13 protein-coding genes are annotated in these 14,952 nt (G+C 71.2%); 6 read left to right on the forward strand and 7 right to left on the reverse strand.

Annotated elements, in window-relative coordinates:
- Window positions 1-50: 50 nt before the first annotated feature.
- From ABZV77_RS11910 to ABZV77_RS11920, 3 genes are all read right to left on the reverse strand, one after another.
- Window positions 51-548: a hypothetical protein gene (locus tag ABZV77_RS11910; RefSeq protein ID WP_356253940.1), complete on the reverse strand. Its 498-nt coding sequence runs from the start codon at window positions 546-548 to the stop codon at window positions 51-53.
- Between the two features lie 63 nt (window positions 549-611).
- Entirely contained in the window at window positions 612-2,210 is a 1,599-nt protein-coding gene (locus ABZV77_RS11915; RefSeq protein WP_356253942.1) for an alpha/beta hydrolase, read from the reverse strand.
- Between the two features lie 89 nt (window positions 2,211-2,299).
- Window positions 2,300-2,650 (reverse strand): DUF4190 domain-containing protein, encoded by a 351-nt coding sequence (locus tag ABZV77_RS11920; protein WP_356253945.1) that lies wholly within the window; start codon window positions 2,648-2,650, stop codon window positions 2,300-2,302.
- A gap of 144 nt (window positions 2,651-2,794) precedes the next feature.
- Here ABZV77_RS11920 and ABZV77_RS11925 point away from each other — a divergent pair, with 144 nt between their 5' ends.
- From ABZV77_RS11925 to ABZV77_RS11935, 3 genes are all read left to right on the forward strand, one after another.
- Window positions 2,795-4,069, forward strand: a complete 1,275-nt coding sequence (locus ABZV77_RS11925) for a histidine kinase (protein ID WP_356253948.1) — start codon at window positions 2,795-2,797, stop codon at window positions 4,067-4,069.
- Window positions 4,066-4,809, forward strand: a complete 744-nt coding sequence (locus ABZV77_RS11930) for a response regulator transcription factor (protein ID WP_356253951.1) — start codon at window positions 4,066-4,068, stop codon at window positions 4,807-4,809. The genes ABZV77_RS11925 and ABZV77_RS11930 overlap by 4 nt, the downstream gene beginning before the upstream one ends.
- A gap of 227 nt (window positions 4,810-5,036) precedes the next feature.
- A complete protein-coding gene (locus tag ABZV77_RS11935) occupies window positions 5,037-7,079 on the forward strand; it encodes an NPCBM/NEW2 domain-containing protein (protein WP_356253954.1) in 2,043 nt (680 codons plus the stop codon).
- A gap of 75 nt (window positions 7,080-7,154) precedes the next feature.
- Here ABZV77_RS11935 and ABZV77_RS11940 read toward each other — a convergent pair whose 3' ends face one another.
- Window positions 7,155-8,141, reverse strand: coding sequence for an ROK family protein (locus tag ABZV77_RS11940; RefSeq protein WP_356253957.1), 987 nt, complete (start codon window positions 8,139-8,141; stop codon window positions 7,155-7,157).
- 216 nt (window positions 8,142-8,357) lie between these two features.
- Between ABZV77_RS11940 and ABZV77_RS11945 the strand changes: the two genes are divergently transcribed.
- Window positions 8,358-9,425 carry a LacI family DNA-binding transcriptional regulator gene (locus ABZV77_RS11945; RefSeq protein ID WP_356254309.1) on the forward strand — a complete coding sequence of 356 codons (1,068 nt, stop codon included), beginning with the start codon at window positions 8,358-8,360 and terminating at the stop codon, window positions 9,423-9,425.
- Window positions 9,426-9,435: 10 nt separating this feature from the next.
- Here ABZV77_RS11945 and ABZV77_RS11950 read toward each other — a convergent pair whose 3' ends face one another.
- Window positions 9,436-9,921, reverse strand: a complete 486-nt coding sequence (locus tag ABZV77_RS11950; RefSeq protein ID WP_356253960.1) for a hypothetical protein — start codon at window positions 9,919-9,921, stop codon at window positions 9,436-9,438.
- 265 nt (window positions 9,922-10,186) lie between these two features.
- Between ABZV77_RS11950 and ABZV77_RS11955 the strand changes: the two genes are divergently transcribed.
- On the forward strand, window positions 10,187-10,465 hold the full coding sequence (locus ABZV77_RS11955) for a hypothetical protein (RefSeq protein ID WP_356253963.1): 279 nt from the start codon (window positions 10,187-10,189) through the stop codon (window positions 10,463-10,465).
- 100 nt (window positions 10,466-10,565) lie between these two features.
- Here ABZV77_RS11955 and ABZV77_RS11960 read toward each other — a convergent pair whose 3' ends face one another.
- Complete coding sequence (locus ABZV77_RS11960) at window positions 10,566-12,281, reverse strand: serine/threonine-protein kinase (protein ID WP_356253966.1); 1,716 nt, start codon at window positions 12,279-12,281, stop codon at window positions 10,566-10,568.
- Window positions 12,282-12,455: 174 nt separating this feature from the next.
- Entirely contained in the window at window positions 12,456-13,748 is a 1,293-nt protein-coding gene (locus tag ABZV77_RS11965) for an aldolase/citrate lyase family protein (RefSeq protein WP_356253969.1), read from the reverse strand.
- A gap of 243 nt (window positions 13,749-13,991) precedes the next feature.
- Here ABZV77_RS11965 and ABZV77_RS11970 point away from each other — a divergent pair, with 243 nt between their 5' ends.
- Window positions 13,992-14,891: an endonuclease/exonuclease/phosphatase family protein gene (locus ABZV77_RS11970; protein ID WP_356253972.1), complete on the forward strand. Its 900-nt coding sequence runs from the start codon at window positions 13,992-13,994 to the stop codon at window positions 14,889-14,891.
- Window positions 14,892-14,952: the final 61 nt, after the last annotated feature.

Consider the following 14,952-nt stretch of genomic DNA (forward strand, 5'->3'; position numbering starts at 1 on the left):
CCAGGGGCGGTTACGGATGCGTCGCCGGTCTGACTTTTTCGGCACGGGGTTCATGCGCTCCCGGCGACCTCAGCTCGTTCCCTCTCCTCCTCGGCGGCTGCACGGAGTTCGGCACGAGCCGCCCTTATGGCGGTGAGGGGCGCCAGGGAGAGCTTCAGCATGGGCACCACGGCGACCGCCAGCACTCCCAGTCCCACAATGAGCGTGGTGAGCTCGGCGCTCGCCCAGGGCATCGGGTCTTCATGGTCCGCGAGCCAGGCGAGGCACCCGATGGTCGCGAGAGCCTGCCCCAGCATGATGAATCCCCAGAGCGTTCCGGCCATCGTCTGCAGTGCCGTCCTCTTCAACCCGGCACTGGCACTGTTCAAGTATTCGAGCCCGACGCGTCTGGACCCACTCTCCAGAGCTCTCTCAGTGGCTGTTCTGACGATGCTCTTGATCTGTGTCTCGACAGCCTTCTGATAGACGGCTACCTCCACCGCTGCGGCGAGAAGGACAACAGGGGCGACTGCGGCGGCAGTTGTGGCGAATGATTCGGTCATCTTCATGAGCCGGATCCTGGCCTTCGCGAGCCGATGCCGTGGGTGAGTTACGCAAGAGTGATCTGACAGCTACTTCTGCCCGGCCGGAGCCCGGCACGTCAGGTCCTTGGCGGGGAGCCTGCCCGTGGTCAGGTAGGCCGTGGCGGCCCGGTCCGCGCAGGGGTTGCTGTCCGGCGCGTAGAGGACGCCGTGTCCCTCACCACCGGCGACGGTGAGCATCCGGGAGCCGCGCAGGGCCCGGTGCATGGCCTGACCGGCGAAGAGGGGTGTCTGAGAGTCCCACTCGTTCTGCGTGATCAGCGCACCGACCTTGTTGTCGATCCTGGTCTGCGGCTCGCTGCCCCGCTCCCAGAAGGCACAGGGTGTGATGGCGGCCGCGAAGTCGCCGTACAGCGGATACCGGGCCTTGTCGCGGATCGCCTCGCGGCGGTACTGCGCAGGGTCGTGCGACCAGGTGCGGGTGTCGGCGCACATGTAGGACCAGGCGATGGAGAGGTAGTTGTCGTCGGGATCCTGGACCTGACCGGGAGTGGCGGGAGTGCCGGGAGTGCCGAACGCGGTGGGCGTGGCGGGCGTGACGGACGTGGCAGGCCGGGCCGAGTGCTTGGCCTTGGCCGCCTTCTTCAGTCCGGCGATCCGTTCGGCGGCCTTCTGGACGTGGAAGAACGTGCCGTTGTCGGCACGGATGCCGTCGCCCGTGAGGAGTTGTCCCTCAAAGAGGATGGGCTTGCGGTTCGCCCGCGCGATCAGGTCCCAGTAGGTCCTGCGGACCTCGGCCGGAGTGTCGCCAAGGCCGTAGGCCGCGTGCCGACGGGCGGTCCATGCGGTCCAGCGCGTGAAAGCGGGCTCGGCCGCCCTCGCCATGTCGCGGAACATCCCCCGGTAGATCCGGGTCGGATCGGTTGCGCTGTCCAGCACGATCCGGTCGGCCCGCTGGGGGAACAGCTGCATGTAGACGGCGCCGAGGTAGGTGCCGTAGGACATCCCCAGGTAGGAGATCGTCCGCTCGCCCAGCGCGGCGCGGATGACGTCCATGTCACGGGCGCTGTTGCGGGTGGTGAGGTGCGGCAGCTTGGCACCGGCCCTGGCCCGGCACTTCCCGGCGAAGGTGCGGACCCGGTCCACGTCCTTCGCGAACGTCTCCGCTTTGTACGGATGGTCGGCCTGTTCCTCGACGGTCAGCCCGCAGCTGACGGGAGAGCTCCGCCCGACGCCCCTCGGGTCGAAGCCGACGAGGTCGTACCGCCGCTTCACTTCCGCGGGGAACTTGAGGAGCGGGTCGGCAGGCAGCCGCAGGCCCGGTGCGCCGGGGCCGCCCGGGTTGAGCAGCAGAACGCCGAGACGTGCCTTCGCGCTGCCCGCCTTCAGCCGGGATATCGCGAGGCCGATCGTCCTGCCGTTGGGGTCGCTGTAGTCCAGCGGCACCTTGAGCGTCGCGCACTGGAAAGTGGCGGGGCTCTTGGCGTCGCAGCGTTTCCAATGGAGCTTCTGTTGGGTGTACTTCCGCAGCGGGTCCTTGGCGGTTGAGGCGCCGGATGCCGTGTACGCCGTGGGTGCGGTGAACGCCGTGGGTGCCGTGAAAGCCGTCGCGGGCGTCAGTGCCGAAAGGGCGGCCGCCGCGAGGCCTGCGGCGAAGAGGCGGGCCTTGCGGGTGTTTCTGCTTCGCACGATGATGCTCGTCCTTGTCGAGGAGAGTGGGCAGCCGATTCACCGGTGAGGGAAGGCGGGGGAGGATAAGAAACAGGGAAGGCCGCCGGTCAGTTTCCGTCCAGGTGCTCGCGGACGCACTGCGTGTACTGATGGAAACTGTCGGGCTGGTAGCACTCCTGCGTCTTGTTCGCGTACCAGACCATGAAGACGGCACCCAGCCCGGACACAACGATCGCGAGGGCCGACGTCACCACGGCGGTAACGGCTTTGCCCCGACCCACACCGGTCCGCTTGGCCGTCATCAGCGCGGCGATGCCCAGGACCAGGCCGAGCACGGCGAGCGGGCCGCCGATGAGGACGACCGAGGTGCACAAGCCGGTGATGCCCAGTGCCATGGCGGCCGTGGCCAGGCTGTTCCTTCCGTTCTGTGCCGTCCGCGTCCCTACCTGAGCGTTCATCGGCCCGTCCTTCCGTCCCGTCGACTGGTGAGACCCCGATTCTGATTTCAGGGGCCCCACGATCACATCGCGGGAAGGCGGGAGAATTCCCTCCCCCGATCGAGGGAGGGAGCCGGTGGTCCGTCCGGTCATACTTACCTGGCCATGTTCAGAGGAATCCGGCCGCTGCTGCGCGGCTCCACGTATTCAGGTGCGCTATTCGCCTATTGCGGCGCGTTGGCGAGCCTTCCCCTGCTGCCTTTCGCCGCACTACCGGCGGTGGCGTGGCCATCCGCCTCCGTAGGAGTGCAGTTCACCCTGACCCTGCTGGTCTGGTCCGTACTGATCGGTGTGATCGGGCTGGCTCGTCCCACGCGGCGGGTGCTGATCGCCTGCGCCCGGCGGATGCTGGGGGTGCCGTTGCCGGATCCCGTGGACGAGCGTCGGCGTGCGGGCTCGCCCGGTGACGGGGCGGGTTCCTCCACGGCATCGGGCACCGACCGCCTGCGGACCCCGCTCTGGCTCCTTTCGCATGTGGCACTGGGGTGGGCGGGGGCGCAGCTGAGCGTCCTGCTGTTCGTCGCGGGCCTGCTCCTTCCCGGCGGCTGGGCCGGTGCCGAGGCCGGGGTGAGTGTGAACGGCTGGACCCTGCAGGCGGAGGGCGGCTGGCAGAGCTGGGCAGCGGCGCTCTGCTGTCTGCTCCTTGCGGCGGCCCTGTGTCCGGCGGTGACGTACGCCCTGCGGTGGCTGGCGCCCAGGCTGCTCGGTCCTTCGTCGGCCGAGCAGCTCGCGCTGGCGGCCGAGCGGGAGCGCGAACTGGCCGAACGCAACCGGCTGGCCCACGAGTTGCACGACTCGATCGGGCACACGCTGACAGCCGCCACGATCCAGGCAGCGGTGGCGGGCGAGGTGCTCTGTGCCGACCCGGTCGCGGCGCGGGCCGCCCTGCGCAGCATCGAGGAGTCGACCCGGGCCGCCTTGGAGGACCTCGACTACGTACTGGGCATGCTGCGCGAGGAGAAGGCGGGGACGGCACCGGCCCGCACCCTGGCCGACCTGCCCGAGCTGCTCGACCGGCTGCGGCACGCGGGCGCGGTGGTGGAGCCGGAGCTGTCGGGCGACCTGGCGCAGGTGCAGGGGACGCTCTCCCGGGCCGCGTACCGGATCCTGCAAGAAGGACTGACGAACGCGCTGCGGCACGGCGCGGGCGGTCCGATCCGGGTCGAGGTGGCGGCCGCGCCGGACTCGCTGGAGCTCGACGTGGTCAACCGGACCGGAGCCGGGAGCGGAACGGGCCCGGGTGCCTTCCCGACGTCCGGGCACGGCCTGCCCGGCCTCATCGAGCGGGTGCGGCTCCTGCACGGCGAGATCGAGGCCGGTCCGGACGGACCGGAGCACTGGCGGCTCACGGTCCGGCTGCCCGTACGCTTGCCCGCATGATCGGCTCACAGGCGAGCGCTGCGGTCGCGACCGGCCCCGACGCGACCGCGGCCGTCACAACCGACCCCGCGGACAGCGCCCCCGGTCGCACCACCGTGCTGATCGCGGACGATGACGAGGTGACCCGCAGCGGTCTGCGCACGCTGCTCGCGATGCAGCCGGGGATCGCCGTCGTCGGGGAGGCCGCCGACGGCATCGAAGCAGTTGAGCGGGCGGCGCAGTTGCGGCCGGACGTGGTCCTGATGGACGTACGGATGCCGCGCCGCAACGGCATAGAGGCCACCCGGCAGCTCCTCGCCGGACCGGTCGACCCGCCGAAAGTCGTGGTGATCACCACCTTCGAGAACGACGACTACGTCACCGCCGCGCTCAGCGCCGGGGCCAGCGGCTTCGTGCTCAAGCGGCTCCCTGTCCCCAAGATCGCGGAGGCTGTGCGAGTGGTCGCGGCGGGCGAGGCGATCCTCTTCCCGGCGGCCCTGCGCCGGATGGTCACCACCCGCCCGCTGGGATCCGCCGAGGCGCTGCCGCAGGCGGCGCTGACGGGCCGGGAGGAGGAGGTGCTGCGCCTGATGGCCACCGGCCGGTCCAACCCGGACATCGCGGAGTCGTGCAGGGTGAGCCTGGAAACGGTGAAGACGCACGTCGGGAACGTGCTGACCAAACTCGGCGCGCAGAACCGGACCCACGCGGTGGTCATCGCGTACGAAACCGGTCTGGTCGTGCCCGGGGTAGCCGGCTGACGTGACATCAGGCGGGCCGACCCGGCCTGCCGGGTTCAACCGAACACAACCAAACGCGCCAGGTGGATCTCACTCCCGAGTGGCACCGCCGCCAAGGGTTCTGGCGCCGGACAATCGAACCGGCACCGCCCCCTCTTCCAACAGAGTCCAACAAGCTCTACCGTAAGCGCGCACGTTCCACGCACATGCAAACCCCCCATCTTTCGCGAGTACGGAGGAACGTAACGATGCGTCATCTTCCAGCCCGCACCACCCGCCTGAGAGCGGTCGGATCGCTGACCGCCGCCCTGCTGTGCGCCGCCGGGCTCGCCACGCCCGCCGCGGCACGTGACACCGCCACCCCAGCCGCTGCCCCCGCCGCACAACTTCCCGGCGGTCTCGCGCTCACCCCGCCCATGGGCTTCAACAACTGGAACTCCACCCATTGCAGGGCCGAGTTCGACGAAGCGATGGTCAAGGGGATCGCGGACATCTTCGTCGAGAAGGGGCTCAAGGACGCCGGGTACGAGTACGTCAATCTCGACGACTGCTGGGCGCTGCCCCAGCGTGACGCGAACGGCAAACTGGTGCCGGACCCCGCGCGATTCCCGCAGGGGATCAAGGCGGTTGCCGACTACGTCCACTCCAAAGGCCTCAAGCTCGGCATCTATACGAGCGCGGGCACCAAGACCTGCAATTCCGCGGGCTTCCCCGGCGCGCTCGGCCATGAGCGCAGTGACGCCCAGCAGTTCGCCGACTGGGGCGTCGACTATCTCAAGTACGACAACTGCAACAACCAGGGTGTCGACGCCAAGCAGCGGTACATCGCCATGCGCGACGCGCTGAAGGCCGCCTCCGAGAGCACCGGCAGGCCCATCGTCTACAGCATCTGCGAATGGGGTGAGAACAAGCCATGGGAATGGGCGGCGGACGTCGGCCACCTCTGGCGCACCACCGGTGACATCAGTGACAACTGGGGCTCCATGTTGTCGATCATGAAGAGGAACCTGCCGCTCGCGAAGCACGCGGGTCCTGGCCGGTGGAACGACCCCGACATGCTGGAAGTCGGCAACGGCGGCATGACGGACACCGAGTACCGCACGCACTTCTCGATGTGGTCGATCATGGCCTCGCCCCTCCTCATCGGTTCCGACCTGCGCAAGGCCACCCCCGAGACCTTCGAGATCCTCGGCAACAAGGAAGTCATCGCCGTCGACCAGGACCCCCTGGGCAAGCAGGGCGAGGTCGTCTCGTCACAGGGCGGACGCTGGGTCGTCGCCAAGGAGATGAAGGACGGCAGCCGCGCCGTCGCCCTCTTCAACGAGTCCGGCACCCCGCAGTCCGTGTCCACGACGGCGAAGGCGGTCGGGCTCCCCGACGCCGACGCGTACACGCTGCGCGATCTGTGGCAGCACAAGAGCTACAACACGGCGGGCCGGATCGCGGCCACCGTCCCGGCGCACGGCACCGTACTGCTGCGCGTGTCCGCAGACGGCAAGTGGGCGCACCACCCGCCCGCCGCCGAACTCGGCCTGAAGGGCGGCCTGTTCGTGGAGGCCGACAAGCCCGCCGAGGTCACCTCCGAGATCACCAACCTGGGGCGCACGCCCGCCCAGCGGGTCTCCGTGGCGCTCGGCGCGCCTTCGGGGTGGGCCGTTAAGGCCACCTCGCCGAGCACGGCGCGTTCGCTGGGGACCGGCAAGTCGCTCGCCACGTCGTGGAAGGTCACCGCGCCGACGGGCACGAAGCCGGGATCGTACGACGTGCGGCTCACGGCCACCTACCGCTCACCGCAGGGCGCCCGCGCCGAGAAGGTGCTGCCGCTCACGGCCCAGGTGGTCACGGCGCCCCCGGCGGGCAACTCGCTGCTCGGCGACCTGGCGTGGCTGTCGGCCACCAACGGCTGGGGCCCCGTGGAGCGCAACACCAGCAACGGAGAGAGCGGCCTCGGCGACGGCAGGCCGATCACCATCGGCGGGAAGGTGTACGCGAAGGGCCTCGGCGTACATGCCGAGAGCGCCGTCGAGTACTACGCCGGAGCGGCCTGCGAGAAGGCCACCGCGCAGGTCGGCGTCGACGACGAGACGATAGTGAAGGGCACGGTCGCCTTCGAGATCTGGGCGGACGGCAAGAAGGCCGCATCGACCGGAGTGCTCACCAACGCCATGCCCGCGCAGGAACTGTCCGCGGACGTGAGCGGCGCCCAGGTCGTACGCCTCGTCGTCACGGACGGCGGGGACGGCATCGACTCCGACCACGGCGACTGGGCGGAGGCCACGCTGAGCTGCTGAGGCGGGTGGCGGCTGGCGGCTGGCGGAGGCCTCAGCGCCGGACCCGGGCCCGGCACATCCCCGGGGAACCCGGCATCAACCCCCCACCGCACTCCCCAGCCGCACCACCGCACCCGACCCACCGGCCGCGCTCGACCCCCTGTCGAGCGCGGCCGCCGCCGCGCCCACGAGTCCCGCGTCCGTGCCCATCAACGCGGGCGCCACGGTCAGTTGGCGTACGAAGGAGAGCGTGGCGTAGTCCCGCAGGGCGCGGCGCAGGGGAGTGAAGAGCACGTCGCCCGCCTTCGCCACTCCCCCGCCGATCACCGCGATGTCGATCTCGACGAGCGTGGCCGTGGCGGCGATCCCCGCGGCCAGCGCCTGGGCCGCCCGTTCGAAGGAGGCGAGCGCGACCGCGTCCCCGGCGCGGGCGGCGGTCGCCACCGCGGCCGCCGACGTGTCGCCGTCGGGACCCGGGAGCCAGCCGCCCTCCATGGCGCGGCGCGCGATGTTCGGGCCACTGGCTATCCGCTCGACACAGCCCCGCGCACCGCACGGGCAGGCGTCGCCGTCGAGGTCCACGCTGATGTGACCGATGTGTCCCGCGTTGCCGGTGGGGCCGGGGTGCAGCTTGCCGCCGAGGACGAGGCCGCCGCCGACACCCGTCGACACGACCATGCAGAGCGCGTTGTCGTGGCCGCGCGCCGCGCCCTGCCAGTGTTCGGCCGCGGTCATCGCCACGCCGTCGCCGACCAGGGCGACGGGGAGGCCGCCGGTCGCCGCGCGGACGCGGTCGACCAGCGGATAGCCGCGCCAGCCGGGGACGTTGACCGGGCTGACCGTGCCCGCCGACGCGTCCACGGGGCCCGCGCTGCCGATGCCCACGGCCGTCGCACGGCCCCACAGGTCACTGGAGGTGAGCTCGCCGAGTACCTCCTCGACCGCCCGCATCACCGTGTCGCCGTCCTCGCGCGCGGGCGTGGGACGCTGCGCGCGCAGGAGGATCCGGCCGCGCCCGTCCACCAGGGCTCCGGCGATCTTGGTGCCGCCGATGTCGAGTGCGGCGACGAGGTCCATGTGCATCTGTGTCGGGTCTCCTGGTGTATCGGCAGGCCGGAGAGTGCGAAGGTCAGTCTCCCTTGCATCTGACAACGTTGTCCAGGCCCTATGCTCGACGCCACATGCTCTTGCAGGGCCCTACGACCGCACCACGGCCGGACTGCGACCGAACCACGCACCCCCCGTGGACGAATGGTGGACGAATCGTGGGCGCCCCGCAGGGACCTCGTGGACGACTTCGTGGACGACAGGACAGGACAGCGCACCGTGGCCGAGACCGCCGCCCGACGACCCGAGAACCGTTACGGCAACCGGCCGACCATGAAGGACGTCGCCGCGCGCGCGGGAGTCGGCCTGAAGACCGTCTCGCGCGTCGTGAACGGTGAGCCAGGCGTCACCCCCGACACCGAACGACGCGTGCAGGAGGCCATCGAGGCCCTGGGCTTCCGCCGCAACGACAGCGCGCGCGTGCTGCGCAAGGGGCGCACCGCCAGCATCGGCCTCGTCCTGGAGGACCTGGCCGACCCCTTCTACGGACCGCTGAGCCGCGCCGTGGAGGAGGTCGCGCGGGCGCACGGCGCACTGCTCATCAACGGGTCGAGCGCCGAGGACCCGGACCGCGAGCAGGAGTTGGTGCTTGCGCTCTGCGCGCGTCGCGTCGACGGTCTTGTGGTGATTCCGGCCGGGGACGACCACCGCTATCTGGAGCCGGAGATCGCCGCCGGTGTCGCCACCGTCTTCGTCGACCGGCCCGCCGGGAAGATCGATGCCGACGTGGTGCTCTCCGACAGCTTCGGCGGCGCGCGGGACGGCGTCGCGCATCTCATCGCCCACGGTCACCGCCGTATCGGCTTCATCGGCGACCAGCCGCGCATCCACACCGCCATAGAGCGCCTGCGCGGCTACCGCGCGGCGATGGAGGACGCGGACATCCCCGTCGACGAGGCGTGGGTGTCGCTCGGCGGCACCGATCCGGAGCGGGTCCGCACGGCGGCCGAGACGATGCTGAGCGGCCCGGATCCGGTCACGGCGGTGTTCGCGGGCAACAACCGTGTGACGGTGACGGTCGTCCGGGTCCTGGCCTCGCTCGATCGCCCCGTGGCGCTGGTCGGCTTCGACGACATCGAGCTCGCGGATCTGCTGGAGCCGGGCGTGACCGTCGTCGCGCAGGACGCGGCGCAGCTCGGCAGGACGGCGGCGGAGCGGCTGTTCCGGCAGCTCGACGGCGCGTCGGAGGCCCCGGAGCGGGTCGAGCTGCCGACGCGGCTCATCAAGCGCGGATCGGGTGAACTGCCGCCCGCCGGTTGAGACCTCGGCCTCAGGGCCAGAAGACGACGGCGAGCGCGATCAGCGTACCGAGGGCGATCGCCCCGCCGATGGCCCCGAAGACGAGGGCGGTCTGCTGGCTGGCGGGTCTCAGCTCCCGCCAGCCCAGTTCCTCGGCCGCGCCCCGGATCAGCCGGTGACCGTCGGCGGACGAGAAGGCGAACCGCTCGCCGCTGACCGGCGAGTGGCCCCAGGTCCGGTACCGTGCCCGGCCGGTCTCCGTCGTCGTGCCGGGCGCTCCGGCCAGGCCCTGCTCCCGGGTGCGGACGACGTCGGTCATGGTGAACGTCATGTCGCCGGGGACCAGTGCGACGCGGTAGGTGTGCACCTGTGTGACGCGCCGGGTCGACTGCGGGACGTCGACGGTGAGGTCGAATCCCCGCTCCGTGCGCCGCGGCCGGTACGCCGTGTCCGCCGTCGCGGCGACGATGCGGGCGTACAGCGCGTCGGTGTCGCCGCTGCCGGCGGTGGCTTCCATCGGCCCGATGCCCTTCTCGAATCTCTCTCGACGCGGTGTCAGCAGACGGGCAGGCCGGGGAGCGGCTTGTCGTTGTCGCCACCCCTCAGATGAACGTCAGTGACGAACACGTTGGTGGTGCCGCGGCACCGCAATGCTATGACCTCCATGAACGCCCCGAGAAGCCGCCTCGGTCAGGCCGCACGTATCACCCGTTAGCCCAATCGAGGGAAGGTGGGGCGGTCTTCATCGATGTGGGGCCGCCAGCTGCGGAAGGATCCGTTCCATGCGAACCATGAAACGCGTTCTCCTCGCGGCTGCGGCCGCGTCGCTGCTGGTGGCGAGCCACGGCGCTACTGCCGCGGCCTCCGCGCCCGTACAGTCCGCGCCCGTACAGTCCGCGCAGGCAGCCGGGCCAGGCTGGCACCACGTGGCGGACTTCCCTCCGAACGAGGAGAACCGCTGTCATGAGCGCGGCCGGTGGTACATGGAGAACGGCGTACGCGCCTACGAGTGCCGGGCCGCCGGAGTCTGGGAGTTGTGGGTTCTCACCGAGCCCTCCTGACCGGAGTCAGGGCAGGATCGTCCCTGGATCGTCGCGCCTGGGGATGCGTGGTGCACAGCCGATACTCGATGCCCGCGTCCGCGACAACCATCAGAGCTGGTCAGCAGACGGGCAGTCCGGGCAGCGGCTTGTCGTTCTCGCCGCCCTTCAAGTAGACGTCGCTGACGAACACGTTGGTGTTGCCGCTGTCGTCGTCCGTCTTGGCCCACCAGACGTTCGTCCAGCGGCCGGACGTCTCGCGGCGGCCCAGGTTCTGCTGGCAGTAGAAGTAGTTGGTGCCCGCGTTCAACGTGCCCACCTGGGCGCCGCCCGCCGTGTACGAGCTCGCGCTGCGCCACACCTGGCAGTTGTACTTTCCGCCGCCCGCCGGATGACAGACCGGGTCCGGCGCCGAGCCGCCCTCGGTCGGCTTGGTGGTGGGGTCGGGACGGGTGGGGGTCTTGCCGCCGTCCTTGCTCTTGTCCCCGTCCCGGTCGGACGAGTCCTTGTCCCCCTTGCCTCCGTCGTCCCCCTTGTCGGCGTCCTCGGTGTCGCCGGAAGGCTTCGTGTGCGGCTTGCGGGGCTTCTCGTCGCCCTGCCCGGACGGCTTGGGCCGCTTCGACTCGTCGCCGAGCGGACCGCGGCTGCCGTCGTCGTCGTTCGACCCGGCGCCTCCTGGATCCGTCTCCTCCCGCGCCTGACTGGTCTTGTCCTCCTTGCCGTTGAGGACGGCCACGGTGACTCCGGTCGCCGCGAGGACGACGGCCACGGCGACGGCGGCCAGCAGGGCGCGGCCACGCTTCGGGCGCTGCGCGGCGCGGGTCTGCGCGCGGGTCTCGGCCCGGCTCGGGGAGACGGGTCCCTGGTGGCCCACGAAGGGGGCGGGGGCCGGGGAGTGCTGGGCCGCGTGCTGCGGCACCGGAGCGGGTACCGGCCCCTGCGGCGCCGCGGCGGGCGGCGGTCCGAAGCCCGGGGGCGGCGCGCTCGGGATGCTGCGCTCCGTGGTTCCGTAGGGCGCCTGGGCGGCCGGGCCCGTGCTTCCGGGCGCCGCGGCCGCCACACCGGCGAGCAGCAGCCGTGCCGCGTCCGCGTCGGGGCGCGCCTGCGGGTCCTTGTGCATCAGCTGCCGCAGTACGGGGGTCAGCGGCCCGGAGCGCCCGGGGTCGGGCAGCGGGTCGACCACGATCGCGGTGAGCGTGGACCACGTCGACGTACGGCGGAAGGGCGAGGCGCCCTCCACCGCGGCGTACAGCGTGGCGCCGAGGGCCCAGACGTCGGAGGCGGGGCCGGGGTCGTGGCCCTGGGCGCGCTCGGGCGCCAGGTAGTCCAGCGAGCCGATGAGTTCGCCGCTGCGGGTGAGGTGGGTGGCCGAGCCGTCGCCGGGGTCGTCCATCGTGGCGATGCCGAAGTCGGTGAGGACGACGCGGCCGCCGGTCTCCAGGAGGATGTTGCCGGGCTTCACGTCGCGGTGCAGGACGCCGACGCGGTGGGCCGCGGCCAGGGCCTCCATGACCTTGGCGCCGATGTCGGCGGCCTCGCGCGGATCGAGGGTGCCGCGGTCGCGCAGCACGTCGTCCAGGGAGGGGCCGTCGACGAGCTCCATGACGATGAGGGGCCGCCCGTCGACCTCCGTCACGTCGTGCACGGCGACCACTCCGGGGTGGCGCACGCGGGCGGCCGCCCGGGCCTCGCGCTGCATGCGCAGGCGCAGATCGGCCAGTTCAGGACCGGCCGCGTCCGTGTACGTGCGCAGTTCCTTGACCGCGACCTCGCGGTGCAGCACCTCGTCGACGGCGCGCCACACGACGCCCATGCCGCCCCGGCCGAGCTGTGCCACGACGCGATAGCGCCCGGCGAGAAGTCTGCCGACGTCGGCCCGATCCTGGTCTCCCGGCCGGTCCTGATCGCCGGGCTGTGCCCCGTCCCCCGAAAACACTGCTGCCCCGTTCCTGTGATGCCACTTTCCGTGGCGTACAGACTACGGGGCAGCAGTGACCATCAACGTTTTCTGTTACTTGCTTGACACCGTGAGGTCGCCGCGGCGGGGACCCGAGAAGCCCTGCAGCCGGGCCAGCGTGAGGCCGGTGAGCCGGGTGACCTCGCCCGCGTCGAGGGCACCGCAGTCCAGGCCGCGCAGCAGGTAGCCCGCGAGCGCCTTGGCGGTGGCGGGCTCGTCGGCCACGCCGCCGCCCTCGTGGTGGCCCGCGTAGGCGGCGAGGCGCGCGGCGGCCGCCTCGAAGCCCTCGCGGTAGAACGCGAACACGGCGGCGTAGCGCGTCGGGATGTGGCCGGGGTGCATGTCCCAGCCCTGGTAGTAGGCGCGGGCCAGGGCGCGCCGGGTGAGGCCGTAGTGCAGCCGCCAGGCGTCGTGGACCTGCTCGGTGGTGCCGACGGGCAGGACGTTGGTGGAGCCGTCGGAGACGCGTACTCCGGTGCCCGCGGCGGCGACCTGCATGACGGCCTTGGCGTGGTCGGCGGCCGGGTGGTCACTGGCCTGGTAGGCGGCGCTCACGTGGAGGCAGGCGCTGTAGTCGAAGGTGCCGTAGTGCAGGCCGGTGGCGCGGCCCTCGGCGGCCTGGATCATGCGGGCCACGGCGGCGGTGCCGTCGGTGGCGAGGATGGACTGGCTGGTCTCGATCTGGATCTCGAAGCCGATGCGGCCGCGCTCGATGCCGCGCGCCTTCTCGAACTCCTCCAGGAGGCGCACCATCGCGGTGACCTGCTCGGGGTACGTCACCTTGGGCAGGGTCAGGACGAGTCCGTCGGGGAGGCCGCCCGCCTCCATGAGGCCGGACAGGAAGATGTCGAGGGTGCGGATGCCGCGGTCGCGGACCGCCTCCTCCATGCACTTCATGCGGATGCCCATGTACGGGGCGGCGGTGCCGTTCTTGTAGGCCTCGGCCACCAGGCGGGCCGCGCGGGCGGCGTCCTGGTCCTCGTCGGCGCCCTTGTAGCCGTCCTCGAAGTCGATGCGCAGGTCTTCGACGGGCTCGCGCTCCAGCTTGGTGCGCACGCGTGTGTAGACGGCGTCGGCGAGGTCGTCGCCCAGGCCGAGGACGGCGGCGAAGGACGCGGCGTCCGGGGCGTGCTCGTCGAGCATCTCCAGGGCCTCGTCGCCCCAGGTGCGGATCGAGTCGGCGGTGAACTGCTCCCCGGGGACGTACACGGTGTGGACGGGCTGGCGGGTTCCTGGGTCTCCGGGGTAGCGGCGCTCCAGCTCCGCGTCCACCGGGGCGAGGGAAGCGCTGATGCCGTCGCTGATCGCGCCGGCGAGGCTCGTCGCCACCTTCTCTTGCTGACCCATTCCTGCATCCTCCACACACTCGATGCCGCGCCCGACATTTCCGCTTCACGGAATCAACAATCCGTATAGCGAAGTTATCCGTGACCTTCGTGCTGGTCAACACCCTCTCGCGTCCTGGACCCGTCGCCGACCACGGGAGTTCACGCCGGTCCCGCATTCTTCAGCCGCTGTCTCAGATCCTGCTTCCGCACCCGTACGCGCGCACCCCATCCTGACCGCGCGCCCCGAACCGAAGGAGACCGTGTGCCGACCGACTCCCGCGTCACGCGCCGTTCCGGCCTGCGGACGGTGTTCACCGCAGCCGCCGCGCTCCCCCTGCTCAGCACCGCACTGGCCGCCGCTCCCGCGCATGCCGTGCAGCGCCCCGGCCGCCGCCTGGAGATCATGTCGTTCAACCTCCGCTACGCGAGCACCACGCCGCCGAACACCTGGGCCGACCGCCGCCCGGTCACCCAGGAGCTCCTGCGCCGCGCCAGGCCGCACGTCATCGGCACCCAGGAAGGCCTCTACCAGCAGGTACGGGACATCGCGGCCGATCTCGGCCCGCACTACGACTGGCTCGGCACCGGCCGCGCGGGCGGCAGCCGCGACGAGTTCATGACCGTGTTCTACGACACCCGCAGGCTGGCCCCGGTCGAGTACGACCACTACTGGCTGTCGGACACCCCGGAGGTGATCGGCTCCAACACCTGGGGCGGTGGGTCCATCCGGATGGTCACCTGGGTCCGCTTCCACGACCTGCGCACCGGCGGCGAGCTGTACGTGCTCAACACGCACCTCGACAACGCGTCCCAGTTCGCACGCGCGCGTGCCGCGCAGCTGATCGTCGAGCGCCTCGCCCGCCTCGACCGGTCACTGCCGCTGCTCGTGACGGGCGACTTCAACGTGGCCGCACACAAGAACCCGGTGTACGACACGCTCCTGGACGCCGGGCTCGTCGACAGCTGGGACGCGGCGGACCGGCGGAGCAAGGCGTACGCCACGTTCCACGGCTACAAGCCCCTCACCCCCGACGGCGACCGCATCGACTGGATCCTGGCGACACCGGGGGTACGCGTCCACGAGGCGACGATCAACACGTTCGCGCTGGACGGGCAGTTCCCGAGCGACCATCTGCCGGTGCAGGCGAGCCTGACGCTGTGACGCACTGACGCCGTGACGCACCGAGGCCCTCGCGCCGCATGCCGCGGAGCGAGGGCCTCGT

The sequence above is a fragment of the Streptomyces sp. NPDC004732 genome, from assembly GCF_040609235.1.
GTDB lineage: Bacteria > Actinomycetota > Actinomycetes > Streptomycetales > Streptomycetaceae > Streptomyces.